General features: G+C 66.7%; 26 protein-coding genes. 7 read left to right on the top strand and 19 right to left on the bottom strand.

All coding sequences use genetic code 11. The features are described 5' to 3' along the window. Nucleotides 1–55: 55 nt before the first annotated feature. Entirely contained in the window at nucleotides 56–1,159 is a 1,104-nt protein-coding gene (locus tag AAHS21_RS17070) for an FAD-dependent monooxygenase (protein WP_342928782.1), read from the top strand. Nucleotides 1,160–1,190: 31 nt separating this feature from the next. On the opposite strand, the gene tpiA is transcribed toward AAHS21_RS17070, so the two are convergent. The 5 genes from tpiA to AAHS21_RS17095 all read right to left on the bottom strand — a co-directional run bounded on the left by tpiA (nucleotide 1,191) and on the right by AAHS21_RS17095 (nucleotide 6,304). Next, entirely contained in the window at nucleotides 1,191–1,976 is a 786-nt protein-coding gene (gene tpiA, locus AAHS21_RS17075) for a triose-phosphate isomerase (RefSeq protein ID WP_342928783.1), read from the bottom strand. Next, nucleotides 1,973–3,211, bottom strand: coding sequence for a phosphoglycerate kinase (locus AAHS21_RS17080; protein WP_342928784.1), 1,239 nt, complete (start codon nucleotides 3,209–3,211; stop codon nucleotides 1,973–1,975). Before AAHS21_RS17080 ends, tpiA begins: the two co-directional genes overlap by 4 nt. A gap of 3 nt (nucleotides 3,212–3,214) precedes the next feature. Further along, nucleotides 3,215–4,234 carry a type I glyceraldehyde-3-phosphate dehydrogenase gene (gene gap / locus AAHS21_RS17085; protein ID WP_342928785.1) on the bottom strand — a complete coding sequence of 340 codons (1,020 nt, stop codon included), beginning with the start codon at nucleotides 4,232–4,234 and terminating at the stop codon, nucleotides 3,215–3,217. A 166-nt stretch (nucleotides 4,235–4,400) separates the two neighbouring features. Continuing rightward, on the bottom strand, nucleotides 4,401–4,679 hold the full coding sequence (locus tag AAHS21_RS17090; protein ID WP_342928786.1) for a hypothetical protein: 279 nt from the start codon (nucleotides 4,677–4,679) through the stop codon (nucleotides 4,401–4,403). A gap of 368 nt (nucleotides 4,680–5,047) precedes the next feature. Beyond that, nucleotides 5,048–6,304 (bottom strand): helix-turn-helix domain-containing protein, encoded by a 1,257-nt coding sequence (locus AAHS21_RS17095; protein WP_342928787.1) that lies wholly within the window; start codon nucleotides 6,302–6,304, stop codon nucleotides 5,048–5,050. A 233-nt stretch (nucleotides 6,305–6,537) separates the two neighbouring features. Here AAHS21_RS17095 and AAHS21_RS17100 point away from each other — a divergent pair, with 233 nt between their 5' ends. The 3 genes from AAHS21_RS17100 to AAHS21_RS17110 are packed head-to-tail and all read left to right on the top strand — an operon-like array spanning nucleotide 6,538 to nucleotide 10,166. Further along, on the top strand, nucleotides 6,538–7,278 hold the full coding sequence (locus AAHS21_RS17100; protein WP_342928957.1) for a lysophospholipid acyltransferase family protein: 741 nt from the start codon (nucleotides 6,538–6,540) through the stop codon (nucleotides 7,276–7,278). A 3-nt stretch (nucleotides 7,279–7,281) separates the two neighbouring features. Beyond that, nucleotides 7,282–8,910 carry an acyl-CoA ligase FadD12 gene (fadD12, locus tag AAHS21_RS17105; protein WP_342928788.1) on the top strand — a complete coding sequence of 543 codons (1,629 nt, stop codon included), beginning with the start codon at nucleotides 7,282–7,284 and terminating at the stop codon, nucleotides 8,908–8,910. After that, on the top strand, nucleotides 8,910–10,166 hold the full coding sequence (locus tag AAHS21_RS17110) for an alpha/beta hydrolase (protein ID WP_342928789.1): 1,257 nt from the start codon (nucleotides 8,910–8,912) through the stop codon (nucleotides 10,164–10,166). The genes fadD12 and AAHS21_RS17110 overlap by 1 nt, the downstream gene beginning before the upstream one ends. Here AAHS21_RS17110 and AAHS21_RS17115 read toward each other — a convergent pair. The 5 genes from AAHS21_RS17115 to uvrC form a co-directional block, all read right to left on the bottom strand. Next, nucleotides 10,163–11,551 (bottom strand): wax ester/triacylglycerol synthase family O-acyltransferase, encoded by a 1,389-nt coding sequence (locus AAHS21_RS17115; protein WP_342928790.1) that lies wholly within the window; start codon nucleotides 11,549–11,551, stop codon nucleotides 10,163–10,165. The genes AAHS21_RS17110 and AAHS21_RS17115 overlap by 4 nt on opposite strands. 125 nt (nucleotides 11,552–11,676) lie before the next feature. Further along, nucleotides 11,677–12,654, bottom strand: a complete 978-nt coding sequence (gene whiA / locus AAHS21_RS17120; RefSeq protein ID WP_342928958.1) for a DNA-binding protein WhiA — start codon at nucleotides 12,652–12,654, stop codon at nucleotides 11,677–11,679. Beyond that, a complete protein-coding gene (locus tag AAHS21_RS17125; RefSeq protein ID WP_342928791.1) occupies nucleotides 12,651–13,727 on the bottom strand; it encodes a YvcK family protein in 1,077 nt (358 codons plus the stop codon). The genes whiA and AAHS21_RS17125 overlap by 4 nt, the downstream gene beginning before the upstream one ends. Next, nucleotides 13,724–14,656, bottom strand: coding sequence for an RNase adapter RapZ (gene rapZ / locus AAHS21_RS17130; protein WP_342928792.1), 933 nt, complete (start codon nucleotides 14,654–14,656; stop codon nucleotides 13,724–13,726). The genes AAHS21_RS17125 and rapZ overlap by 4 nt, the downstream gene beginning before the upstream one ends. Beyond that, complete coding sequence (uvrC, locus tag AAHS21_RS17135; RefSeq protein WP_342928793.1) at nucleotides 14,653–16,617, bottom strand: excinuclease ABC subunit UvrC; 1,965 nt, start codon at nucleotides 16,615–16,617, stop codon at nucleotides 14,653–14,655. Before uvrC ends, rapZ begins: the two co-directional genes overlap by 4 nt. Nucleotides 16,618–16,794: 177 nt before the next feature. Here uvrC and AAHS21_RS17140 point away from each other — a divergent pair, with 177 nt between their 5' ends. Further along, nucleotides 16,795–17,133: a hemophore-related protein gene (locus AAHS21_RS17140; RefSeq protein WP_090601560.1), complete on the top strand. Its 339-nt coding sequence runs from the start codon at nucleotides 16,795–16,797 to the stop codon at nucleotides 17,131–17,133. Between the two features lie 8 nt (nucleotides 17,134–17,141). Here the strand turns inward: AAHS21_RS17140 and AAHS21_RS17145 are convergent, their stop codons facing one another. The 7 genes from AAHS21_RS17145 to AAHS21_RS17175 all read right to left on the bottom strand — a co-directional run bounded on the left by AAHS21_RS17145 (nucleotide 17,142) and on the right by AAHS21_RS17175 (nucleotide 22,031). Beyond that, nucleotides 17,142–17,825, bottom strand: a complete 684-nt coding sequence (locus tag AAHS21_RS17145; protein WP_342928794.1) for a hypothetical protein — start codon at nucleotides 17,823–17,825, stop codon at nucleotides 17,142–17,144. A gap of 36 nt (nucleotides 17,826–17,861) precedes the next feature. Beyond that, nucleotides 17,862–18,323 (bottom strand): PH domain-containing protein, encoded by a 462-nt coding sequence (locus tag AAHS21_RS17150; RefSeq protein WP_342928795.1) that lies wholly within the window; start codon nucleotides 18,321–18,323, stop codon nucleotides 17,862–17,864. A gap of 5 nt (nucleotides 18,324–18,328) precedes the next feature. Further along, entirely contained in the window at nucleotides 18,329–18,808 is a 480-nt protein-coding gene (gene ribH, locus AAHS21_RS17155) for a 6,7-dimethyl-8-ribityllumazine synthase (protein ID WP_342928796.1), read from the bottom strand. Beyond that, nucleotides 18,805–20,082, bottom strand: coding sequence for a bifunctional 3,4-dihydroxy-2-butanone-4-phosphate synthase/GTP cyclohydrolase II (locus AAHS21_RS17160; RefSeq protein ID WP_342928797.1), 1,278 nt, complete (start codon nucleotides 20,080–20,082; stop codon nucleotides 18,805–18,807). The genes ribH and AAHS21_RS17160 overlap by 4 nt, the downstream gene beginning before the upstream one ends. A gap of 446 nt (nucleotides 20,083–20,528) precedes the next feature. After that, on the bottom strand, nucleotides 20,529–20,891 hold the full coding sequence (locus AAHS21_RS17165; protein WP_342928798.1) for a hypothetical protein: 363 nt from the start codon (nucleotides 20,889–20,891) through the stop codon (nucleotides 20,529–20,531). A 259-nt stretch (nucleotides 20,892–21,150) separates the two neighbouring features. Then, a complete protein-coding gene (locus tag AAHS21_RS17170) occupies nucleotides 21,151–21,426 on the bottom strand; it encodes a hypothetical protein (protein WP_342928799.1) in 276 nt (91 codons plus the stop codon). After that, nucleotides 21,423–22,031, bottom strand: coding sequence for a riboflavin synthase (locus AAHS21_RS17175; RefSeq protein ID WP_342928800.1), 609 nt, complete (start codon nucleotides 22,029–22,031; stop codon nucleotides 21,423–21,425). Before AAHS21_RS17175 ends, AAHS21_RS17170 begins: the two co-directional genes overlap by 4 nt. 131 nt (nucleotides 22,032–22,162) lie before the next feature. On the opposite strand from AAHS21_RS17175, the gene AAHS21_RS17180 reads away from it, so the two are divergent. Beyond that, nucleotides 22,163–22,867: an LppX_LprAFG lipoprotein gene (locus AAHS21_RS17180; protein WP_342928801.1), complete on the top strand. Its 705-nt coding sequence runs from the start codon at nucleotides 22,163–22,165 to the stop codon at nucleotides 22,865–22,867. Between the two features lie 5 nt (nucleotides 22,868–22,872). After that, nucleotides 22,873–24,420, top strand: a complete 1,548-nt coding sequence (locus AAHS21_RS17185; protein ID WP_342928959.1) for an MFS transporter — start codon at nucleotides 22,873–22,875, stop codon at nucleotides 24,418–24,420. Here the strand turns inward: AAHS21_RS17185 and ribD are convergent. Together ribD and rpe are read right to left on the bottom strand one after the other, a co-directional pair. Continuing rightward, on the bottom strand, nucleotides 24,417–25,454 hold the full coding sequence (ribD, locus tag AAHS21_RS17190) for a bifunctional diaminohydroxyphosphoribosylaminopyrimidine deaminase/5-amino-6-(5-phosphoribosylamino)uracil reductase RibD (RefSeq protein ID WP_342928802.1): 1,038 nt from the start codon (nucleotides 25,452–25,454) through the stop codon (nucleotides 24,417–24,419). The two genes, AAHS21_RS17185 and ribD, sit on opposite strands and share 4 nt — an antisense overlap. Continuing rightward, the gene (gene rpe, locus AAHS21_RS17195) at nucleotides 25,451–26,149 is read right to left on the bottom strand and encodes a ribulose-phosphate 3-epimerase (RefSeq protein ID WP_342928960.1); all 699 of its coding nucleotides are present in this window, start codon (nucleotides 26,147–26,149) and stop codon (nucleotides 25,451–25,453) included. The genes ribD and rpe overlap by 4 nt, the downstream gene beginning before the upstream one ends.

Genomic DNA, 26,149 nt, shown 5'->3' on the forward strand with positions numbered 1-26,149 from the left:
CGATCGCTATCGTTCATTGGATACACCATGTTTCCTATATCCGAAGGGTTTACTCATGCGCATTCTGGTTTCCGGCGCGGGCATGGCTGGGCTGTCCGCGGGCATCAATCTGGGCAACGCCGGGCATGAGGTCACCATTGTCGAACGCGCACAACATCTTCGGGTCAACGGATCACCGATCGACATCCGTGGCGAGTCATTGGCCGTTGCCCAACAGATGGGCATCCTCGATGAGATCCGGGCCCGGCAGGTCGACATGACGCAACGCGGTTGCTTCGTCAACGGCAACGGCGACCGGGTGGCCGAGCTACCGCTCACGGAGATCAACGACACGGCTGACGACACCGAAATCCCACGAGAAGACTTGGCGCACGTACTGCGCACTGGTCTAGGGCCGTCCGTGGCGTTGAGGTTCGGCGAGTCCGTCACCGAACTGCGCGATGACGGCCGCGGCGTCGACGTACTGTTTGCCTCTGGCGAGCGGGCCCGCTATGACCTGGTAGTGGGTGCCGATGGTCTGCACTCTGCCACGCGCCGGCTCATTTTCGGGCCTGAGCGTCAGTATCTGCGTCATCTCGGCTTCTACGTCGCGCTGGCGAATTTGCCGCGCTACCACGTGACCGGTGACCCCAACCCGATCTACAACTTCCCGGGCCACATGGCCGGGATTGTCACCTATCGCGACGTGGCGCTGGCGGTGCTGGAGTTCCGCTCATCCTGGATCGACTACGACTACCACGACCTCGATGCGCAGAAGCGCATCCTCACCGACGAGTTCGGCGGACACGGCCGCTGGCAGGTGCCCGAACTGCTCGACGCGGCATGCCGTGACCCGGAACTGTACTTCGACTCCGTGAGCCAGATCGACATGCCGTCGTGGCACCGGGGACGGGTCGTGCTCGTCGGCGACGCGGCTCACTGCGCATCCCCGATGTCCGGGCGGGGAACCAGCCTCGCCATCACCGGAACATGGCTACTGGCAAAGGCATTGGCCGAGAACGCCGACGATCTGGATGCAGCGTTCGCTCAATATGAGCGTGATCAACGCCCGCACGTCAGGTACGCGCAGGGCACTGCCGGTCCGGGCGGGGACCTCCTGGTTCCGGCCACTCAGGAAGCCATCGACGCACGCAATCGCGCGCTAGCCCACGCCGGCTGAGTTCTACCGGTCCGGCTCGGCCACAACGACACTAGGGCAGCGGGCCACCGGCGGCGATGGCCGCCAAGGTCGCGAATTGCTCGCCCTCCAGCGACGCTCCCCCGACCAGCCCGCCGTCGACGTCGTCTTGCGCGACGATCTCGCCGATGTTCTTGGCGTTGACCGAGCCGCCGTAGAGCACCCGCACGGTGTCGGCGATCTTGGGTGTCGCCAGTTCGCCCAGCTGCCGGCGGATCGCCGCGCAGACCTCCTGGGCGTCTGCGGCGCTGGCCACCCGGCCGGTGCCGATCGCCCAGACCGGCTCGTAGGCGATCACGACCTGACCGATCTGCTCGGCCGACAGACCGGCCAGCGACTCACGCACCTGCTTCTCGCAGTGGCTCACATGCTCGCCGGCCTCCCGGATGTCGAGGTGCTCGCCGACGCACACGATCGGGGTCAGGCCGTTCTTGAGCGCGGCGGCGGCTTTGGCGGCCACCAGCGCGTCGTCCTCGTGGTGGTAGGTCCGCCGCTCCGAATGGCCGACGACCACGAAGGTGCAACCCAGCTTGGCCAGGAAAGTGCCGCTGATGTCGCCGGTGTAGGCGCCGGAGTCGTGCTGCGACAGGTCCTGGGCGCCATAGGTCAGCCGCAGCTTGTCGCCGTCGACCAGGGTCTGCACGCTGCGCAGGTTGGTGAACGGCGGCAGCACCGTGACATCGACCTTGTCAAAGTACTTGTCCGGCAACGCAAATGCGATCTTCTGCACCAGCGCGATGGCCTCGAAGTGATTGAGGTTCATCTTCCAGTTGCCGGCGATCAGGGGCTTACGGCTCACGAGTCTCCTCCGCTCGGCTGGGGGCGCCCCAACACCTCGATGCCGGGCAACTCCTTGCCCTCCAGGTATTCCAGCGACGCGCCACCACCGGTCGAGATGTGCGAGAAGGCGCCCTCGGGGATCCCGAGCGCACGCACGGCCGCGGCGGAATCTCCACCGCCCACCACGCTGAAGGCGCCCTTGCCGGTCGCCGCGACGATCGCCTCGGCCACCCCCCGAGTACCGGCCGCATAAGCCGGGAATTCGAAGACGCCCATCGGGCCGTTCCAGAACACGGTCTCAGCGTTGGACAGCAGCGCCCCAAAACGTTTCACCGACCCCGGGCCGATGTCCAGGCCCATCAGATCGTCCGGAATCGCATTGGCGGCAACAAACTGCGGAGGCGAATCGGCACTGAACTTCTCGGTGACCACGATGTCGCCGGGCAGTCGCAGCACGTCGACGTAGGTGTCCAGCAGGTTGCGGCAGGTCTCGACCATATCCTCTTCGAGCAGCGACTTTCCTACCGAATAGCCTTGTGCAGCAAGGAAAGTGAAGCACATTCCGCCCCCGATCACGATGCTGTCGGCCTTGGTCGCGAGCGACTCGATGACGCCGAGTTTGTCCGACACCTTCGACCCGCCGAGCACCACCGCGTAGGGCCGCCGCGTCGAGCTCGTCAGCTGTTCGAGCACCGCGATCTCATCGGCCACCAGCTTGCCGGCGTAGTGCGGCAGCAGCGTGGCGATGTCATACACCGAGGCCTGCTTGCGGTGCACCACACCGAAGCCATCGGAAACGAAAGCCCCTCCTGGCCAGACCAATTCGGCGAGTTTCTTGGCCAACGACAACCGCTCGCCGTCGTCCTTGCTGGTCTCGCGCGGGTCGAAGCGGATGTTCTCCAGTAACAGGATGTCGCCGTCAGTCAGGCCCTCGGCACGCGCCAGCGCATCGGTTCCGACGACGTCGCCCGCCAGCTGCACGTGCCGGCCCAGCTGCTCACCGAGCGCTGCCGCGACCGGCGCCAGCGACAGCTTCGGGTCGGGCCCGTCCTTCGGGCGTCCCAGGTGCGCGGTCACCACCACCTTGGCACCGCCGTCCAGCAGTGCCTTCAGCGTCGGGACCGACGCGGTGATCCGGCCCTGGTCGGTGATTTCGCCGGCATCGTTGAGCGGGACATTGAGGTCGGAGCGCACCAGCACGGCGCGACCCGAAACACCCTCGGACAGCAGGTCTTCGAGGTTTGGGACGCTCACGGTTTACAGCGACTTGCCGACCAGTGTGACCAGGTCAACGAGTCGGTTGGAGTATCCCCACTCGTTGTCGTACCACGACACGATCTTGGCCTGGTTGTCGATCACCTTGGTCAAGCCCGAGTCGAAGATCGAGCTGTGCGGGTCGGTGACGATGTCGCTGGACACGATCGGCGCGTCGTAGTACTTCAGGATGCCCTTGAGCGGGCCCTCGGCGGCGGCCTTCATCGCGGCGTTGATCTGCTCGGCGCTGGCGGCCTTGGCCAGCTCGGCGGTCAGGTCGGTGACCGAGCCGGTGGGGATCGGCACCCGCAGCGCGTACCCGTCGAGCTTGCCCTTCAATTCGGGCAACACCAGGCCGATGGCCTTGGCCGCACCGGTGGAGGTCGGCACGATGTTCAGCGCGGCCGCACGCGCACGGCGCAGGTCCTTGTGCGGGCCGTCCTGCAGGTTCTGGTCCTGGGTGTAGGCGTGGATCGTGGTCATCAGGCCCTTGACGATGCCGAACTCGTCGTGCAGGACCTTGGCGACCGGACCCAGACAGTTCGTGGTGCACGAGGCGTTGGAGATGATGTTCTGGCTGCCGTCGTACTTGTCGTCGTTGACCCCCAGCACGATGGTGATGTCCTCGTCGGTCGCCGGAGCCGAGATGATCACCTTCTTCGCACCGGCCTCCAGGTGGCCCCGGGCCTTGGCCGCGTTGGTGAAGATACCGGTGGACTCGACGACGACGTCGACACCCAAATCACCCCACGGCAGCGCGGCCGGACCCTCACGGACCTCCAGGGCTTTGATCTTGGCCGGGCCGACCACAATGGTGTCCTCACCTTCAAGGGTCACATCGTGGGGCAACCGGCCCAGGATCGAGTCGAATTTCAGCAGATGCGCAAGCGTGGCGTTATCGGTGAGGTCGTTGACCGCCACCACCTCGATATCGGCGCCGCCCTGCTCCCGCTGGGCAAGCAACGCCCGATAGAAATTACGTCCGATGCGACCGAAGCCGTTGATACCTACTCGGACCGTCACTTGTCTCTCCCTCGGTAAGTCTGGTGTTGAACCACTGGGCGTCAGCCTAGATCAGTAGTAGCAACGGTTGCTGAACTGGTAACAGTCCCGAACCCACGAAGGCCAAAAGCCGAGTTGGAACGCGCCGCCTCAGGCCGGCGGCGCGGTTGAGACCGGTGATTGCGGTCTAGCGGACCACCAGCCGCGGCCCCCGCGGCAGGTCAACTGTGGGCTGGACCACAAATCGGCGCTGCAGGTTCTCGATCAGGCTGTCGAGCGCCTTGCGCTCCTGCTCCTCGATGCGAGCGGTGCGGCGAAAGACACATGCGCTTTCGGCATCGCCTCTGGCTTCGGCTACGGCAATCGCCTTGTGGTAACCCTCGATCCGCTGGTCGATCAGACGGCGGTTCTGGGTCAACAGACGCAGAAAGTAGTCGGCCTGGCGCTGATCCGCGGTGTCGGCCACAACCGTTGCGCGATCCGATGCAGCGACAGTCCGGCCGGCAGTCACCGGCGGCCCCGATTGCCGGACATGCCCCGGAACGCGACGGACCGCGGCACCGCGAGAATGGTGCCCGCGACGGTCACGGGCACCACTCGAGCTGTGCGCTGCGACCGAGCGTGCATCACGCTCGTCAGACAAACCAGCGAAGTCCATCTCTTCTTCTCTCAACCGGCTGTTCACTATTTAGCGCGGTAACCATAACCCCCCGAATCCGGCCAGCGCCATATCCTTCGGCGACCAACACTAGGTCGCTTTTGCTAGCAGGGCATAAACGCCAGGTCAGCCGCTGGGAGGCGGTGACTACTTCGACGGCTCAGAGCTGGTGGCTCCTAACAACATTCGTGAGCCATGTGCAATAACGCCGGCGCCATCCACCGGCAGACCTCCAGCGCGATCTGCACTCGCAACACCGCGTCGGGATCGTCGAAACTGTGCCCACATAGGTGCATGGCCCGCGTCACGGCCTCCCGAATGATGTTGGGGGGCAACTGCATTACCTCAGCAGTCGCAACGTGGCTTCGGTTTCTGGATAGAAATTCGCGCAACGTTTCGCGCAACCATCCGGTGCGCTCGTCGTCGTCCCCGAGCTCGCCGAGCACATCGGTGACAAAGCAGCGCAGCTCGTCCAAGTCGCCTGCCATCAACGCAATTGGCGCAACCTCTCGGTAGAAAACCACCCTGGCCTCCGATCGGCCGGCAAAAGCGACCGCCTTCACCCGCTCCGCCTGTTTCAGCGATGCCCGGAATCCGCTTTGCCCGTCTTGTACCCGGCCAAATGCCAGACCGGCTCGCACTCCCGTGGACTCGAAAGCCGTTCGCACCCGGGACTGGTCGATCTCCGGTTTGCCAGAATCGTCGAGCGCAAACCACAACCGCGCCTCGCGGTCATGCGTCGGCACCAGCAACGTGCCGTTCACCGCGCCCACTGCGGCGCCGACCGCGCGTCGCACCCGATCGAACGACGCCACCACCTCCGCGGGCGCCATGAGCTCGTCGACCCACAGCGCCGCGGCGATGTGCACACCGTCCAACGGATACGTCAACACGCTGTCGGCCACCTGCGCGGCGATCGGGATGTTGTCGCGCGCCTCATCGACCGGCTGTCGGCCGCCCCGGTCGCCGACGCATTCGTCGCGCTCCAGCTCATAGGAGACGGTCAACTGATCGGCCACGGCGTCGACGAAGCTCGCCGATCGAGACACCAGGTCGACGATCGTCGGCACCTGCCGCGCCGGCTCTACCAGTGCCACGAACCGTGTCGCCGCCTCCAGGAAACGCGAGTGCACGATGCGGTGGGCCCGCACCAGCACCGACAACGGAACGTCGCGCCGCGCGGCGGCCCGCACGTAGGCGACCGACGCCGCCGGGGCCTCCAACCAGTCCGTCGCACCCTTGGCCAAGAAGTCGATACCGGCGACCACACTGTCGGTGAGGCTGGCCCGCCACAGATCCAGCATGGCGGCGTCGTAGTCGAGGTCCCGATTCTCGGCCTTGATCTCGTCGAAGACCTCGGCGATGAAGTCCTCGCGGATACGGTCCATCTCCCGGGCGATCACCGACATCGGGTCCGCAATAACATCGACCATGCCGGCCACCTTCCGTCCCGTTATGCCGCATCCACCACTGTGCGCGACCGGGACTCCGAAGGTAAGACTGTTTGCCTGTTGGCCATCCAATCCAAAGCCCTAGCTACCATCTAGGGACTCAACGCGGGAACTCTCGAGCGACGCCAAAGGGGGCATCGGTGAGCGAAGTGGGCGCGAGCGACAGTGCAGACCCCGAGATCGGTAAATTCGACCCCGGCCTGACCAAGCGCCTGATGAGCGTGATGCGCCCGGTCTTGAAGAGGTATTTCCGCTCCGAGGTGCACGGCCTGGACTCTTTCCCGCCCGGTGGGGCGCTGGTGGTCGGCAACCACTCCGGCGGCATGTTCCCGATGGATGTCCCGATCTTCAGCGTCGACTTCTACGAGAAGTTCGGGTACGACCGGCCGGTCTACACGCTGAGTCACGACATCCTGTTCCTGGGCGTGACGGGCGGGCTGTTCCGGCGCACCGGCTACATCCGGGCCAACCGGCGCAACGCCGCCCAGGCGTTGCGGTCCGGCGGTGTGGTGGTCGTCTTTCCCGGCGGTGACTACGACGCCTACCGGCCGACCGCGTCGGAGAACGTCATCGACTTCAACGGCCGCAAGGGATACGTCCGCACCGCGATCGAAGCCGGCGTACCGATCGTTCCCGCGGTGTCCATCGGTGGCCAGGAGACCCAGCTCTACCTCACCCGCGGCACCTGGCTGGCCGAGCGGCTGGGGATCAAGCGGTTGCTGCGCAGCGCCATCCTGCCGGTCTCGTTCGGCTTCCCGTTCGGGCTCAGCGCCGTCGTTCCGCCGAACGTGCCGTTACCCACCAAGATCGTCACGCAGGTGCTGGAACCCATCGACATCGCCGCGCAGTTCGGCGAGGACCCCGACATCGACGCGGTCGACGAGCACGTGCGCTCAGTGATGCAGGAAGCCCTCAACGACCTCGCCGCCAAGCGCCGTTTCCCGATCCTGGGCTGAGCCATGCCATCTCCCCTGAACCAAGCTCGCGACGCCGTGGGCGTCTTGGCGACGTTGCGGCGCGCCCGAATGATCGCGCCGATGCGGCCCGACCGATACCTGAAGATGGCCGCCGCGATGCGTCGCGAGGGCATGGGCATGACGGTCGGTTTCGCCGGCGCCGCTCAGCGCTGCCCGGACCGCCCCGCCGTGATCGACGAACTCGGCACGCTGACCTGGCGGCAGCTCGACGAGCGGATCAACGCACTGGCGGCCGCACTGCAAGCCTTGCCGTCGGGCCAGCCGCAGGTGATCGGGATCATGTGCCGCAATCACCGCGGCTTCATCGAGGCGTTGGTGGCCGCCAACCGGATCGGCTCCGACGTCGTGCTGCTCAACACGTCGTTCGCCGGCCCCGCGATGGCCGAAGTGGTCAACCGTGAGGGCGTCGACATCGCCATCTATGACGAGGAGTTCACCGCGACGGTGGACCGCGCGCTGGCCGACAAGCCCGACGCCACCCGCATCGTGGCCTGGACCGAGGGCGAACACGAGCTGACCGTGGAAAAGCTGATCGCCGAACATCTCGGCCAGCATCCGCAGCGGACCGGCCGCAAGGGCAAAATGATCCTGCTGACCTCCGGTACCACCGGAAGTCCCAAGGGCGCCAAGCAATCTGGCGGCGGCGCTGGCATCGGCACACTCAAGGCGATCCTGGACCGCACGCCGTGGCGTGCGGAGGAAACGATCGTGATCGTGGCGCCGATGTTCCACGCGTGGGGTTTCTCGCAGCTGATCTTCGCCGCGTCGATGGCCTGCACGATCGTCACCCGGCGCAAGTTCGACCCGGAGGCCACCCTAGAACTCGTCGACCGCCATCAGGCGACCGGCCTGGCCGTTGTACCGGTGATGTTCGACCGCATCATGGAACTGCCCGAGGATGTCCGAAACCGCTACAGCGGCAAGTCATTACGTTTCGCAGCAGCGTCGGGTTCGCGCATGCGGCCCGACGTGGTCATCGCGTTCATGGATCAGTTCGGCGACGTGATCTACAACAACTACAACGCGACCGAGGCGGGCATGATCGCGACGGCCACACCGGCGGATCTGCGTGCCGCGCCCGACACCGCGGGCAGGCCGGCCGGCGGAACCGAGATCCGAATCCTGGACCCGGAATTCAACGAGATGCCCACCGGAGAGGTCGGCACCATCTACGTGCGCAACGACACCCAGTTCGACGGGTACACCTCGGGCAAGACAAAGGATTTCCACGCCGGCTTCATGTCGTCGGGCGACGTCGGCTATCTCGACGAGGCCGGCCGGCTGTTCGTCGTCGGCCGTGACGACGAGATGATCGTGTCCGGCGGCGAGAACATCTACCCGATCGAGGTGGAGAAAACCCTTGCCGCGCACCCGGAGGTAGCCGAGGCCGCGGTGATCGGCGTGGACGATGAGCAGTACGGACAGCGACTGGCGGCGTTCGTGGTACTGAGCCCCGGCTCGGCCGCCACACCCGAGACGCTCAAACAGCACGTTCGCGACAACCTCGCCAACTACAAAGTGCCACGCGAGATTTCGGTTCTCGACGAGCTGCCCCGTGGCAGCACCGGCAAAATTCTGCGGACCGAACTGCAATCACGTACGGGGGGCTGATGCGCGTCTTCAAAAGCAGGCCGCTGCTGCGCGCGGCCGTCGAGCTGCTTAACGCCGCCAACGGATTCCATCCGGTCAGCCGCAATCCCTACGCCTCGATCGCGGTGTTCTGGTTCGGCTGGCCGACCTCGGAGGTGCCTGGCCTCTACGCCGGCGCCTCCATGCTGGATGCCGCGCGGCGCGCCCGCCGGGGAGACTTCGCCGGACCGAAAGGCAAAGCGGCGCTGGCGTTGACGGCCGCGTCCTGGGCGATCCTGGCAGCGATCGGCTACCGGGGTGCCACCACGCCCGGCCCGGTGCTGGAGTCGTCCCTGACCGACCAGCTCGGTCCCGACTACACCGAAGAACTCAAAGCGTTGCCCGCCGAGCCCACGCGCCGGGGCCGGCGCAACCCGCCCCTGCGCACCACCGGGGCACGGCGTCGCTTCGTGGAGAAAGAGAATATCGTGCGCTACGGCCCGCACGGACGCTCCAACCTGGCCGACGTCTGGCGCCGCCGCGACCTACCACGCGACGGCAAGGCGCCGGTGCTGCTGCAGGTGCCCGGCGGCGCGTGGATGATCGGGTGGCGCCGCCCGCAGGCGTATCCCTTGATGAGTCACCTGGTTTCGCGCGGCTGGATCTGCGTGTCGATGAACTACCGCGTCGCTCCGCGGTACACGTGGCCCGACCATATCGTCGACGTCAAGCGCGCATTGGCGTGGGTCAAGGAGAACATCGCGGCCTATGGTGGCGACCCGAATTTCGTTGCCATCAGCGGCGGTTCGGCCGGCGGCCATCTGTCGGCGCTGGCGGCTCTGACTCCGAACGATCCCAAATTCCAGCCCGGCTTCGAAGATGCCGACACGTCGGTGGCGGCCGCGGTGCCATTCTATGGACGTTACGACTGGTATTCCACCGAGGAACCCGGGCGCGCCGAGTTCGTCGAGGTGCTGGAAAGGCTAGTGGTCAAGCGCAAACTCAGCACCCACTCGCACATCTATTTCGATGCGTCACCGATCCGGTACGTACGCGCCGACGCACCACCGTTTTTCGTGCTGCACGGCACCGACGACTCGCTCATCCCGGTGGCCGAATCACGCGAGTTCGTCGAGGAGTTACGGGCGGTGTCGAAGTCACCCGTGGCCTACGCCGAATTGCCCAACGCTCAGCACGCTTTCGACATCTTCGGTTCCCCGCGGGCGCACAAGTCGGCCGAAGCCGTGGCGCGGTTCTTGTCCTGGGTGTACGCGACGACCTACCTACCCCGCGACTAGCCCAGGTCGATCGCTTTCTCGAGTTCGGTCAGCGCCGGTTCGATCGCATCGGCCATGTCGTCGATATCGTTGGCAACCTCCGGCGTCGTCACGAAACCGAAGTCCAGGTAGTCCGTGTAGGAGAAGCAGGTGATGTTGAGCGCGATATCCATCACCGGCGGGCCAAGCGGCACCAGCGATTGCAGCTTCGCACCGGCCATGTACAGCGGCATCGGCGGACCGGGAACATTCGAGACGACCAGGTTGAGCGGAGCCAGGTTTCGCGACAGACCGGTGGCCGTGTACGCGCGCGCGGCCAGCTGCAACAGGCCGGGCGGGGTCGTCTCGGTCAGGCCCATGATCTGATGCGCCGACAGCGCCTCCGCCATTTCCTTGGCGCTCTGGGTGCTTTCGTGGATGGCCCGCAACCGCTCAGCGGGATCATCGATATCGGTGGCAAGCGATGCCGTCATCGAGCTGATCTTGTTGCCGACGTCGTCCTTATCCGCGTCGGTGCGGGTGGAGACCGGGATCTGGGCGATCAGCGGTTTGGCCGGCAGCTCACCACGTTTCTGTAGATATTCGCGGGCGGCGCCGGCCACCAGCGCCAGCACGACGTCGTTGAGCTTGACGCCGTAGGCGTCCTTGACCGCCTTGGCACGGGCCAGCTCGACGCGGGCGCCGGTGACCCGCCGGTGCGGCGAGACGGGTGCGTTGAACCGGGTCTTGGGCGCCTCGAAGAAGCGCGGCGGTCTGCTGGTCAGACCCAGCGCGGCGACCTGCTGGCGCACCGTCTGCTCCACCAGTCGCGCGATCCGGAACGGCGTTTTGACGCCGACGTTGATCAGCGCGCCCACCGCCCGCCGCTCGATTCCCGGAATCTTGGCTCCGACCAGCGACCCCACCGTCTCCCGTTGCGGCGGGCGGGGTTCCGGCGTGACGTCCAACAGGATTTCACCCAGCCCGGCGCCGGAGACCCCGTCGACGATCGCATGGTGCATCTTGGTCAGCGTCGCGACCCGGCCGCCCTCGACGCCCTCGATCACCCACAGCTCCCACAGCGGCCGCGCCCGGTCCAGCTTGTAGGACATCAGCCGACCGACCAGTTCCTCGAGCTCGCGGCGACCGCCGGGAGCGGGCACCGCGATGCGGCGCAGATGGAAGTCGACGTCGAGGTCCTCGTCTTCGACGAACCACGGCCGGTCCAGTCCGAGCGGCGCTCCGGTGACCCGCCAGCGCAACTGCGGCAGTTCGGTCAGCCGCTCGATCAGCAGTTCCCGAAGTCGCGCAAAGCTGTACTCCGGTGCGCCGCTGGGATCGCACAGCGCCAGGGCACCGACATGCATATGCCAGCCCGCAGTTTCCGCAGACCAAAACGCCGCATCAACGCTCGAAAGCCGCTTCATGCGATGACCGTAGTCCTCGCCGGCAAATCAAGTCGAGCAATCCGCAACAATCCCACCGTGCGCCCCCAGTCTCCCCGCCTGCCCTCGCCGCTGCGCGGCTGGGAGGCGCCCCCAGTCGGAGCTAGTTAAGCATCCTCCAACAGGTCAGGTGTCACGGCCGACTCGGTGTCGGGGATGCCTTCGACCTTCGCCTTGCGGTCGGCCATCGACAGCAATCGCCGAATGCGGCCAGCCACAGCGTCTTTGGTCATCGGGGGATCGGCGAGCCGGCCCAGCTCCTCCAGCGAGGCCTGCCGGTGCTCCACGCGCAGCTTGCCAGCCGTGGCCAGATGGTCGGGAACGGTGTCGCCGAGGATCTCCAGCGCCCGCTCCACCCGGGCCGCCGCTGCAACGGCGGCCCGTGCCGAGCGGCGCAGGTTGGCATCGTCGAAGTTGGCCAGCCGGTTGGCGGTCGCCCGGACCTCGCGGCGCATCCGGCGTTCCTCCCACACCAGCCGGGTGTCCTGGGCGCCCATTCGGGTCAGCAGCGCGCCGATCGCTTCGCCGTCGCGCACCACCACCCGATCGGCACCGCGCACCTCGCGGGCCTTGGCGCTGACGCCGAGCCGCCGTGCCGCTCCCACCAACGCCAGCGCCGCCTCCGGGCCCGGGCAGCTGACCTCCAGCGCGGACGAACGTCCGGGCTCGGTCAGCGATCCGTGCGCCAAAAAGGCGCCGCGCCACGCGGCTTCGGCGTCCCCGATGCTGCCGCCGACCACCTGGGCCGGCAGTCCCCGCACCGGACGCCCCCGCATGTCGAGCAGCCCGGTCTGGCGGGCCAGCGCCTCGCCGTCGTTGGCCACCCGCAGCACGTACCGGGTGCTCTTGCGAATCCCGCTGGCCGACAACACATGCACGACCGCGTTGTAGCCATAGAGGTCGAAAATGTCCTTGCGCAGCCGGCGGGCGATGTTGCCCAGGTCGACCTCGGCCTCGACGACCACCCGGCCACCCACGATGTGCAACCCACCGGCAAAGCGCAGCAAGGAGGTGACCTCGGCTCGACGCGCGCTGACCGACTTCACTACCAAGCGGCTCAACTCGTCCTTGACTTCGGTCGTCATCGCCACGCGTCGTCACCCCTTGGTCCGCTGCCAGCTGGTCCGTTCACGCCCGTCGCCGAACTTTCACCGTCAACCCGAATCTCCGCGGTGGCCTTCGCCGAAGGCGCTGCCGGACCCGCGCGGCCCGTTCGGACCCCGTCCAGGACCGCCGCAAGTTTGCCCGGATCATGTAAAGGTGTACCAGGTCGGGACACGTCGGCGAAGTGGACCTCGGCCTTCAACAGGGTCGCGGTGCGGCGCAGTTGCTCGCGTTCACGCTCGCTGGGCACCCGATCGGCGTCGATGATGATGTCGTTGACGGTGAACCCGGGGGCGTGCTGGGCCAGTACGTGCAGATGGCGCTCCACCGAGAACCCGGCCGTCTCCCCTGGTTCGGCCACCAGGTTCAGCACCAGGGCGCGGCGGGCCGAGGTGGCGCGCAGCGCCGCGACCAGCCCGGGAACCAGCACGTGCGGGATCACGCTGGTGAACCAGGATCCGGGTCCCAGCACCACCAAGTCGGCGGCCATGATCGCGTCGACAGCCTGCCGGGTCGCCGGCGGATCCGGCGGCAGCAGCCGCACCCGGCGCACCTTGCCCGGGGTGGTCGCGATCGCGACCTGACCGCGGATCACCCGGAACATCCGCGGGTCGGCCTCCAGGCCGGACACGTCGGCCTCGATCTGCAGCGCGATCGGGCACATCGGCAGCACGCGGCCCTTGACGCCGAGGATGCGCCCCAGCTCGTCGAGGGCCGCGACCGGATCGGCCAGCACCTCCGTCAGGCCGGCCAGCAGCAGGTTGCCGATCGGATGGCCGGCCAGGGCACCACTGCCGCCGAATCGGTGTTGCAGGATGGTCGCCCACAGTCGCCCGTACGGACTGTCAGATGCCAACGCCGCCAACGCCATTCGCAGATCACCCGGCGGTACCACGTCCAATTCGCTGCGCAGCCGGCCCGACGAGCCGCCGTCGTCGGCGACGGTCACCACGGCGGTGACGTACGGCGTCAGCCGGCGCGCCGCCGACAACGTCGCATACAAGCCGTGTCCACCGCCCAGCGCGACGATGCCCTCGCTCTGTGGTGGACTCATTCGCGGCCCAGATCCCGGTGCAGCACCCGCACCGACAGTTGCTCGTCGGCCCTCAACAACTGCATCAATGCCTCCGCGATCGCAACGCTGCGATGTTTGCCGCCGGTGCAGCCGATCGCGACCGTCATGTAGCGCTTGCCCTCCCGGCGGTAGCCGTCGACAACCAGAGATAGCAGTCGATGGTAAGCGTCGAGAAACTCCGCCGCCCCCGGTTGGCCCAACACATAGTCACGCACAGCGGGGTGCTGGCCGGTGTGTGGCCGCAATTCGTCGACCCAGTGCGGGTTCGGCAGAAACCGCACATCCATCACCATGTCGGCGTCCATCGGCAGGCCGTACTTGAACCCGAACGACTCGACGGTGACGCTGGTCGAGGTGCTCGCTTCACCGCCGAAGGCACGCTCGATGCTTTCCCGCAGACTCCGTACCGACAGGGTGGACGTGTCGATGATCAGATCCGCGGTGGCGCGAACCTGTGCCAGCATCCGGCGCTCGGCCGCGATGCCCTCGGCAAGCGTCTGCTGCCCCTGCAACGGGTGGCTGCGGCGGTTCTGTTCGTAGCGGCGCACCAGCATGTCGTCGGAGGCTTCCATGAACACCACCCGCGGATTGATGTTGCGGGTGGCCAATTCGTTGCGGACCTCGTCGAGGTCGCCGGTGAATCCGCGCGACCGCACGTCCATCACGACGGCGAGCTGAGTGATCCGCGAGCCGGCCGCCAGCCCGAAATCCACCATCCGGGTGATCAGCTGGGGCGGCAGGTTGTCGGCGACATACCAGCCAAGGTCCTCGAGCACCTTGGCCGCGGTACCCCGCCCGGCGCCCGACAATCCGGTGACCAGAACGACGTCGATCCCCGCGGTGTCACCCGGGTGGCCGTCGCCCCGCTCCGCGCGCACCGATCGCTGCTCGCTGTCGTGACTCGTCATGCCGAGGCTCCCGGTTGCTCGGCTGGTTCGGCTTGCTCGGCCGGTCGTAGCGCCTCGAGGACGGCCGTGGCCGTTGCCACGCCGATACCCGGCACGGCGGTGATCTGGTCGACGGTGGCCTCCTTGAGGCGGGCTATCGATCCGAAGTGAGTGACCAGCGCCTTACGGCGATGTTCTCCCAATCCTGGCACCGAATCCAGCGCTGAGGCGGTCATTCGCTTGGATCTCTTGCTGCGATGGTAAGTGATCGCGAACCGGTGCGCCTCGTCACGCACCCGCTGCAGCAAATAAAGTCCCTCGCTGTTGCGCGGCATGATCACCGGATCCGGCTCTGAGGGCACCCACACCTCTTCCAGCCGTTTGGCCAACCCGATCACGGCGACGTCGGTGATCCCGAGCTCTTCGAGCACGGCGCTGGCCGCGTTGACTTGCGGCGCCCCGCCGTCGACGACATACAGGTTGGGCGGATAGGCGAACCGGCGTGATTTGCCTTCCGGGGAAAGCATATTCGGATCGCTTTGATCACTCAGGTGGCGCAGGAAGCGCCGCCGGGTCACCTCGGCGATGGACGCGACGTCGTCGGAGCGCCCCTGCCCGGCCGCTTCCCGGATTCCGAAGTGCCGGTAGTCCGACTTGCGCGGCAGGCCGTCCTCGAAAACCACCAGCGAACCCACCACGTCGGTGCCCTGGACGTGGCTGATGTCGATACACTCGATGCGCAGCGGCGCGTCGGCCAGCCCCAGCGCGTCCTGAATGTTCTGCAGCGCCGCGGATCTGGCGTTGAAGTCGCCGGCTCGCTTCAGTTTGTGTTGCTGCAGCGCCTCTTTCGCGTTGCGTTGCACGGTCTCGGCCAGTGCCCGCTTGTCGCCGCGACGCGGTACCCGCAGCACGACCCGCGAGCCACGCAGTCCGGACAACCAGCTGGCCAACTCCTCTGCGTTGGACGGCAGGCACGGCACCAACACCTCACGCGGAACCGGATTGACCGATTCGTCGGCGGCACCATCCAGCTCCGCCTGGTCGCCGTAGAACTGCGTCAGGAACTGCTCGACCAACTGCTCTTCGCCGGAATCGCCTGGGTCAGCGGCCTTTTCAACGATCCAACCACGCTGACCACGGACCCTGCCGCCGCGGACGTGGAACACCTGCACCGCCGCCTCGAGCTCGTCGTCGGCGAACGCCACCACGTCGGCGTCGGTGCCGTCACCAAGCACCACGGCCTGCTTCTCCATCGCCCGTTTGAGGGCGCCGATGTCGTCGCGAAGCCGTGCCGCGCGTTCGAAGTCGAGTTGCTCGGATGCCGCGTGCATTTGCTGTTCCAGCTCACGGGCAAACCGGTCGGTCTTGCCGGACAGGAAGTCGCAGAAGTCGGTGACGATCCGGCGGTGTTGCTCCTCGCTGACCCTGCCGATACAGGGGGCCGAGCATTTGTCGATGTACCCGAGCAGACAGGGACGGTCGATCTGCTTGTGCCGCTTGAATACTCCGCCGGAACAGGTTCGCGCCGGGAACACCCGGGTCAGCAGATCCAGCGTCTCCCGAATCGCCCACGCGTGCGAGTACGGGCCGAAATAGCGAACGCCCTTGCGGCGCGGGCCGCGGTAGACCATCAGCCGGGGAAATTCCTCGTTGAGGGTCACGGCCAGCACGGGGTAGGACTTGTCGTCGCGGTAACGGACGTTGAAACGTGGGTCAAATTCCTTGATCCAGTTGTACTCCAGCTGCAACGCCTCGACTTCGGTGTTGACCACCGTCCACTCGACCTTGGCGGCGGTGGTCACCATCTGCCGGGTGCGCGGGTGCAGGTTGGCGACGTCGGCGAAGTATGACGTCAACCGACTGCGCAGGCTTTTGGCCTTGCCGACATAGATCACCCGCCCGTGCGTGTCCCGGAATCGGTAGACGCCCGGCTCGACCGGAATGGATCCGGGAGCGGGACGATAAGTGGCGGGATCTGGCACGTATCCAGGCTAGTAGCCGCTAAACGGGCCGCGGCGGATCGGGATCGCGTGGCGGAAATCGACGGCTTTTCGCCCGACGCGAACGCGCCTGCCGGTTTGGGAGCACCCGGTTCGGGCTAAGCAACCGGTTAGCTTGTGACGCTACAGTGGGTGGCAACAGCTGGAGGGAGCTTACAAATGAGCAAACGACCGTTGGCCGGGCTGGCCGTAGGGGTTGGGTGCCTGGCATTGTCGTTGAGCGCCGGGGCGGGGATCGCATCGGCCACCCCCGACATCGGCCCGATGGTGAACACGACCTGCACGTATGACCAGGCGATGCGGGCGGTGCACGCGGAAAACCCGATGGCCGCTCAGTACCTGGACCAGTCGCCGCCGAACCAGCAATTCCTGCAGCAGTTCATGGCATCGACGCCGGACCAGCGGGTGAACCTGCTGAAGGCGATCCAGAACAACCCGGGAGCCGACCAGGCGTTCCCGATCTTCCGGCAGATGATGATCAGCTGCAAGAACTACTGACCTCCGTATCAGGCAGGTCGGCTGTCTAGCTGCGCTCGTCGTTTCGCCGCCCACTCGGCCATCGGGAATCCGGGTTTGGAGTCGCAGGCCGACAGCAGCAGCGCGATGCGCGGCACCACGACCAGCCCGTAGTCGCAGGTCCAGTCCGGGCGCGTCATGGTCCATACCAGGATGCCGCTCGACGGCGTGCCGAAAGAACCTAGCCGCATCGGCCGAAAATCGCCGAGCGACGAATGGCCGATGGCTTCGCCGTGGCACTTCGACACCGCGCCGAAGCCCTTCCACACGACCTCGTGGGAGTTCAACTTCGTGTCGTACACGTCGGCGGATTCGGCGTAGAGCGCCGGCCCGCTGAACTTGTATTCCGATTCGGCGTGGTCGGTGGAGCGGGGCGGGCGCAGCGGCGAACCCTTGAACAGCAGCGCCGCGGAGCATTCGGGCGGCTGGACGCTAGTGAAGTAGGTGTCGCCCACCGGGACCGCGCTCGCCACACCCAACGGCGTGGTTTCGCCATCCTGCAGCAGCAAGTCGCGTGCCGGAATCCCCGCCGGCGACGGGGAGGCGGACGTCGGGCCACCGGGTGTGGATTGCTGGGGAGCCCGAACCGCGCGGCCGCTGACCGAGGTGGTGCACGCGCCCATCGTGATCGCGATCAGCAACGATGCGACGGCCCCCCGCAGTTGACGTGCCATCGGGCGATCCTACGGCAATGTCGTCGCTCGTGTTGTTCAGTGCGCGCGCAGGTCAGGCCGGTAGCGGGCCAGCAGCGACCGCACCGAATCCATCGCGGCCACGGCCCGGTCCTTATCGACGGACTGGATCGCCATCACCGGGATGTACTCGTCGTCGGGCAGGTCGATGTGAGCCCAGCGGCTGCCGGCCGGAAACGACACATCGATCAGCTCTGACCAAGCCACTAGCCTGTCTCCCAACAGGTTTCGCACCGAGAGTCCGGCGGGCCCGACGCGCAACCGGGGTCGGGTGAACAAGAGGATGAGGGCGGCGATGACCAGTCCCAGCACCGCCATCGCGACCTGGTCGGCGGTCTGGAAGACCACTCCGCTGGAACCCATTTTGAGCAGCAAGCCGCCCGCGATGTGAGCCGCCGCGACCAGAAACGCTGCGCCATAGGCAAATAGCGGCGTCCAATGCGGACGCAGTTCGACATCCCATCCCTGCTGGGAGGACACCCGGCTCACGACCGGGCGCGCAGGTCACGCAACGTCAGTGCGGCGGTCAGCGCGGCTCCGGCCGCCTGAGCGCCCTTGTCCTCCGCCGACGACGGCAGCCCGGCCCGGTCCAGGGCCTGCTGCTCGGTATTGGTGGTGAGCACGCCGTTGCCGACCGGCGTGGCGGCATCCAGCGAGACCCGGGTCAAACCTTGGGTTACCGCATCGCAAACATACTCGAAATGTGGTGTGGCGCCGCGGATCACTACACCGAGGGCGACGACGGCATCGTGGTTGCGGGCCAGCTCCTGAGCCACTACCGGAAGTTCCACCGCCCCGTGCACCCGCACCACCGTCGGATTGACGACGCCCGAGTCCGCGGCTACCTTGCGGGCGCCGGCAAGCAGCGCGTCGCAGATGGGTCCGTGCCACGAGCTGGCCACGATGCCGAGGCGAAGATCGGAGGCGTCGAGTGCTTTGACTTCCGGCTCGCCGCCTCCACTCACAAAGCACCGCCGAATTCGCCTGGCAGATGGACGGATTCGTGGAAGTCGTCCAGCCCGGCCAAATCGTGTCCCATCTTGTCGCGTTTGGTCATCAGGTAGCGAATGTTCTCGGCATTGGCCCGCACCGGCAGCGAGACGCGCTCGATGATGTGCAGCCCGTAGCCGTCCAGCCCGACCCGCTTGGCCGGATTGTTGGTCAGCAGCCGCATCGACCGCACGCCAAGGTCGCACAGGATCTGCGCGCCGATTCCGTAATCCCTTGCGTCGGCTGGTAATCCGAGTTTGAGGTTGGCGTCCACGGTGTCTTCGCCGGCGTCTTGCAGCTGGTAAGCCTGCAATTTGTGCATCAGGCCGATGCCGCGGCCCTCGTGGCCGCGCATGTAGAGCACCACGCCGCGGCCCTCTCGCGCGACCATCGCCATCGCCGCGTCGAGCTGGGGTCCGCAATCGCATCGCCGTGAGCCGAACACGTCACCGGTCAGGCACTCGGAGTGCACCCGCACCAAGACGTCGTCGCCCTCGCCGCTCGGCCCGGCGATGTCACCGCGGACCAGAGCGACGTGTTCGACTTCCTCGTAAATGCTGGCGTACCCGATGGCGCGGAACTCGCCGTGCCGGGTCGGGATGCGTGCCTCGGCGATCCGCTCGATGTGCTTTTCGTGCTTGCGTCGCCATTCGATGATGTCGGCGATGGTGATCAGCGCGAGATCGTGTTCGTCGGCGAACACGCGCAACTCGTCGGTCTGGGCCATCGAGCCCTCGTCCTTCTGGCTGACGATTTCGCAGATCGCGCCGGCGGGTTGCAGGCCCGCCATCCGGGCCAGGTCGACGGCGGCCTCGGTGTGGCCGGGCCGGCGCAGCACGCCGCCGTCCTTGGCCCGCAACGGAACCACATGGCCGGGGCGGGTGAAGTCTTCGGCGACGCTGCCGGGATCGGCCAGCAACCGCATCGTGGTGGCGCGGTCGGACGCCGAAATCCCAGTGCCCACACCGTTTCTCGCATCGACGGTGACGGTGTAGGCGGTGCCGTGCTTGTCCTGGTTGAGCGCATACATCGGCAACAGGCCCAGCTTGTCGCAGATCGCGCCGTCCAGCGGGACGCACAGGTAGCCCGAGGTGTAGCGCACCATGAACGCCACCATCTCCGGCGTCGCCTTTTCGGCCGCGAAGATCAGGTCGCCCTCGTTCTCCCGTTCCTCGTCATCGATGACGACGACGGCCTTACCGGCCGCGATGTCGGCAACCGCCCTCTCGACGGAGTCCAACCTCGTCATCTGTGCTGCCTTGCTGTCGTGCCGAGCAACACGCGAAGTCCGCGCATTGCATCAAGTATGAACCACGCGGGGCGCCGCGTTATTGCCCCTTCTTCGGGCGCCACACGGATGGCACGTCGCGAGTTCGCGCGGCGTTGCGGGCGGCCACGGCTAGCATGCGCCGTCGTGCCTGCGTGTGCCGGCCTTCGGGCTTGTCAGCGCCCGCTCTGACCTGCGACGACCGCGTACCGGCACGCCTCGAGGAGCACGCGCATTGTGACGATTGTTACCAGAATTGTTGAGCGCACGACGATCGATATCCCGCAAGGTCTGGGAGCGGCAACGCGGGTGCATTCACGGTTTGCGGTGTGCAGCGGCGGCGGGATGTCTCGGCGTGTCGCCACCCTGAGTGCACACTCGACGCCGTCAGTGCACACGCGGCCGGGCTAAGACCTGCTCCGGAACCGCTAAACGGTGTGCCGCACCGGCATCTGGATTACCACGCCGCCACCACAATCGACCGCGTAGTGGGCCAACCACCGACCGACCGAACCGCCGGCCTCGATGAAGTGCGTCCACTTGCTCACCGCGGCGGTGGCGGCGGGGTAACTGGAAAACCGCCCGAGCGACACATCGCGCCCGTCGTCCCCGACCAACTCGTAACTCGTGTAGTCGCGCACCCGGTGCTCGACGATCGTCAGGGTGGTGTCGTTGACTTCCTTACTCCACACCGCTCGCGATTGCGCATCGGCCTTACGGCCGGCAAGGGTCGCTACGGCTTCGAATGCGAGGTCTTCGTAGACGGCCTCGGCCAACCTTTCGACGGACATTTCTGCAGCTCCTTCGCGTTGAAAAGGCGGCCGGCCTATGCGATGAGTATGGACCTGCAAACGGCTGCGTGGGGATTTAGAACAGGCGTGTCGCCATGGTGTAGTGGGATCGTGACTATTGTTACCAAAATGCAATCTTCGGGCTCCGGCGATTGCCACCCGGTGCATCACCGATAAACGGCGAGTCGCCCCGCCCTCGATGGCCCTGCACCGGCCGTCCGAGCCCGCTAATTCGCTTGCGGGACAGCGGATTTGGCCGCTAACGCCAGCTGGCCGGCAGATCCATGACGTGATTGGGGCAGAAGTCCTGGGTCGCCAGCGCGATCACGTTTCGCGCGTCGCCGGCCGTCATCTGGCCGCGCAACACCATGAAGGCATACTCGGCGGGCTGATAGCCCAAATCATGACCGGCGGGATCGTCCATCAGTGCACACGCCTGTTGTTCCTGATTCGCGTTGGCGTCAGCGGTGGCACTGCCCCACACCGACGCCATGCACAGCACGGCGCCGGCGCCGATCGCGGCGACGATCCTCATTGGTTTCTCGCCGTCATCAAACGCTCCACATATTTCGCGATCACGTCGACTTCGAGGTTGACCTCGGTGCCGACCGGGGCTGCGCCGAGGGTGGTCATTTCCCGCGTGGTCGGGATCAGCGAGACCTCGAACCAGTCGCGCGGTTGCGCGCCGAGCCCGGAAACCGTGAGAGAAATCCCGTCGACGGTGATCGACCCTTTCTCCACGACATAGCGGGCCACCGCCGCGGGAATCTCGATACGCACCACTTCCCAGTGTTCCGACGGCGTGCGGGCCACCACCTGGCCGGTGCCGTCGACATGCCCCTGCACGATGTGCCCGCCGAGCCGGCTGTTGACCGCGGCGGCCCGCTCCAGATTGACCCGCTTGCCGACCTGCAGAGCGCCCAGGTTGGACCGGTCCAGCGTCTCGGCCATCACGTCGGCGGTGAATTGGCCATCGGCGAGCAACTCGACGACCGTCAGGCACACCCCGTTGACGGCGATCGAATCCCCGTGGCCCGCGTCGGCCGTGACCACGGGCCCGCGGATGGTCAGGCGGGCGGCGTCAGCGAGTACGTCACGGCCGGTGACCTCTCCGAGTTCCTCGACAATTCCGGTGAACATTCCATCAGGCTAATTCGCCGGTGCTTTGCCTGGTGAGCGGCCACGACCGACACGCGAAACGCCCTCGTCGCGGGCCCGAGGACACCCCGCGTGCGGCAGTCCGCTCACCCCGCTCCTCTACGATGCACGGTATGCAGACACGCCGCCGTCTCACGGCCGTCCTCGCTTCCCTGACCCTTGCCACCGCCTTAATCGCGGGCTGCTCGTCGGGTTCGAAGCCCAGCGGTGGCCCGTTGCCCGACGCCACGAATCTGGTCAAGCAGTCCGCCGAAGTCACCAAGACCGTCAAGAGCGTGCACCTGGTGCTGTCGACGCAGGGCAAGATTCCCGGACTGCCGATCAAGCAGCTCACCGGCGACCTGACCACGGTCCCAAGCACCGCCGCGTCGGGTAATGCGCAGCTGTCGATGGCGGGCTCCGACATCGACGCCAACTTTGTCGTCTACGACTCGGTGCTGTACGCCACGCTCACCCCGAACAAGTGGAGCGACTTCGGCAAGGCCTCGGACGTCTACGACGTCTCGGTGCTGCTGAGCCCCGACAACGGTCTGGCCAACGTGCTGGCGAACTTCACCAACGCCAAGGCCGAGGACCGCGAGACGATCAACGGCCAGACCACGATCAAGATCAGCGGAAATGTCGCCCCCGATGCGGTGAACAAAGTCATCCCCAGCATGAGCGCGAGCCAGCCGCTCCCGGCCACGGTCTGGATTCAGGAAAGCGGTGACCATCAGCTGGTCCAGGCCAACTTGCAGAAGAGCCAGGGCAATTCGGTCCAGATCACGCTGTCGGACTGGGGCAAACCGGTCACCGTCACCAAGCCTCCGGTCAGCTGATGAGCATGCGAGCAGGACGCGGAATCGCGATCAGCGCCGGCAGCCTCGCCGTACTGCTGGGCGCCCTGGACGCCTATGTCGTCGTCACGATCATGCGCGACATCATGAGCGACGTTCATATCCCGGTGAACCAGCTGCAGCGCATCACCTGGATCATCACGATGTACCTGCTCGGCTATATCGCGGCGATGCCGCTGCTGGGTCGGGCCTCGGATCGCTTCGGCCGCAAACTGGTGCTGCAGATCAGCCTGGCGCTGTTCATCGTCGGCTCGGTGGTCACCGCGCTGGCCGGGCACTGGGGCGATTTCCACCTGCTGGTCGCCGGCCGCACCGTCCAGGGCATCGCCAGCGGTGCGCTGTTGCCGGTCACGCTGGCCCTCGGCGCCGATTTGTGGGCGCAACGCAACCGCGCCAGCGTGCTGGGCGGCATCGGTGCCGCGCAGGAGCTCGGCAGCGTGCTCGGTCCGCTCTACGGGATCTTCATCGTCTGGTTGTTCCACGACTGGCGCTACGTGTTCTGGATCAACGTGCCGCTGACCTTGATCGCGATGGTGATGATCCAGTTCAGCCTGCCGTCACACCAGCGCGCCGAGGAGCCGGAAAAGGTCGACGTCGTCGGTGGTGTGCTACTCGCCGTCGCGCTGGGGCTGGCGGTCATCGGGCTGTACAACCCGGCGCCCGACGGCAAGACGATCCTGCCCAGCTACGGGCTGCCCCTAGTGATCGGGGCCGTGGTGGTCGGGGTGGTGTTCATCCTCTGGGAGCGCTTCTCGCGCACCCGGCTGATCGAGCCCAGCGGGGTGCATTTCCGGCCGTTCCTGGCCTCGCTGGGCGCGTCGGTGGCCGCGGGCGCCGCACTGATGGTGACCCTGGTCAACGTCGAGCTGTTCGGCCAGGGCGTGCTGCAAATGTCGCAGTCACAGGCCGCCGGCCTGCTGCTGTGGTTCCTGATCGCGCTGCCGATCGGGGCGGTGCTGGGCGGATTCATCGCGACCCGGATCGGCGACCGGGCGATGACCTTCATCGGGCTGCTGATCGCGGCCTATGGCTATTGGCTGATTCACTACTGGCGCATGGACGTGATGACCCAGCATCACGACATTTTCGGGGTCAGCCTGCCGCTGATTCACACGGACCTGTTGGTTGCTGGTCTGGGACTCGGCCTGGTGATCGGCCCGCTGACCTCGGCCGCGCTGCGGGTGGTGCCGTCGGCCCAGCACGGCATCGCGTCGGCGGCGGTGGTGGTGGCCCGGATGACGGGCATGCTGATCGGCGTCGCGGCGCTCAGCGCGTGGGGGCTGTACCGGTTCAACCAGATCATCGCCGGACTTTCCGCGGCGATCCCGCCCGACGCGACGCTGCTGCAACGAATCGCGGCCCAAGCCACCTTGTATCTGAAGGCGTTCGCACTGATGTACGGCGACATCTTCGCGGCCACCGTCGTCATCTGTGTGGTGGGCGCGCTGCTGGGCCTGCTGCTCGGCAGCCGCAAGGAACACGCCGAGGAGCCGGAAGTCGCCGAGCCCGAACCCGTCGCGTTGGGTGAGCGCTAGCTGCGTGGTTCGCCGCGCTGCGGCACCAGGCTGAGCAGCAGATCCGGGCCGATCCGGTCGGCGCCGTCGAAGCGCCAGCGCAACGCCCGCGCGATGGTGGGCACCCCGACGTCGCCGACGGCGGTGACGGGTCCACCCAGCAGCATCGGGGCGACGTAGGTCAGGATCCGGTCGATCGCGTCTACCCGCAGGAAGGCGCTCGCCAGGGTGGGACCGCCCTCCAGCAGCACGTCGGTGCGGTCCGATAGCGCCTTGAGCACCTCCAGCGGATCGCGGGTTCGAATCACCATGGTGCGCGAATCGTCGTTGAGAACCTTTGCCTCGGAATGTATTTCGCGCATACCGACCACGACGCGCAGCGGCTGTTTGGCTGCCAGCGAGCCGTCTGGCAGCCGGGCGGTCAACGCCGGATCGTCGGCCAGGACGGTGCCGGTCCCGACGACGATCGCGTCGGCGGCGGCGCGGCGGCGGTGCAGGTCCAAGCGGGCGGCCTCGCTGGAAATCCACCGGCTGGTGCCGTCGGCGGCCGCACTGCGACCGTCCAGGCTGCTGGCGTATTTCCAGGTCACATGCGGCAATCCGGTCCGCTGCTTGTGCAGCCACTCGCGCAGCGGCCCGCCGGCGACCTCGTCGGCCAGCACGCCGGACGTCACCTGCACACCCGCTTCCCGCAGCCGCGCCGCGCCGCCCGCGGCGATCTCGTTCGGATCGGTGACGGCGTACACGACGGTGCGCACGCCGGCATCGATCAGCGCGTTCACGCAGGGCGGCGTCTTGCCGTAGTGATTGCAGGGCTCCAGCGTGACCACCGCGGTGCCACCGACCGCCAGGGCGCCGGCGCGGCGCAGCGCCAGCACCTCGGCGTGGTCGCCACCGGCCGGCTCGGTGCCGCCGACGCCGACAATGTGACCGCCGGCATCCAGAATCACCGCTCCGACCGGAGGATTAGGATAGCTGCCGCCCTTGACCAGATACGACTGTTCGATCGCCAAACGCATTGCGGCGTCCAGGCTTTCGACAGGCTGGCCACTCACAGCCGTAGATGGGGCGACGCGGCGCCGGCCTGGCGCCGCAGCGCCTCGATCGCGCCCTCGGGGTCCTGCGCGCCGTAGACCGCGGAACCGGCGACGAAGCAGTCGACCCCGGCCTCGGCGGCCTGTTCGATTGTGTCGGCGTTGATGCCGCCGTCGATCTCGACCAGGATCGTCAACTCCCCCGCGTCCACCATCTTGCGCACGATGCGGACCTTGCTCAGCACCTCGGGGATGAAGCTCTGGCCGCCGAAGCCCGGCTCGACCGACATGATCAGCAGGGTGTCGAACTGCGGCAGGATTTCCAGGTACGGCTCCAGCGGCGTGCCCGGCTTGACGCTGATTCCGGCCTTCGCGCCCGCGGCCCGGATATCGCGGGCCACGCCGATCGGGTTGTCGGTGGCCTCGGCGTGGAAGGTCACGTTGTAGGCGCCGGCCTCGGCGTACGGCGGCGCCCACCGGTCCGGGTCGTCGATCATCAAGTGGCAGTCCATCGGAATGCGCGTGGCGGCCAGCAGGCTCTCCACCACCGGCAGACCGATCGTCAGGTTGGGCACGAAATGGTTGTCCATCACATCGACGTGCAGCCAGTCGGCACCGACCACGGCCGCCGCCTCGTCGGCGAGCCGGGCGAAATCGGCGGCCAGGATCGACGGAGCTATCAGGGGTCCAGCGGTGCTGCCAGCCATGTGCGCCAG

It is taken from the genome of Mycobacterium sp. 050272 (assembly GCF_039023525.1).
Classification (GTDB): domain Bacteria; phylum Actinomycetota; class Actinomycetes; order Mycobacteriales; family Mycobacteriaceae; genus Mycobacterium.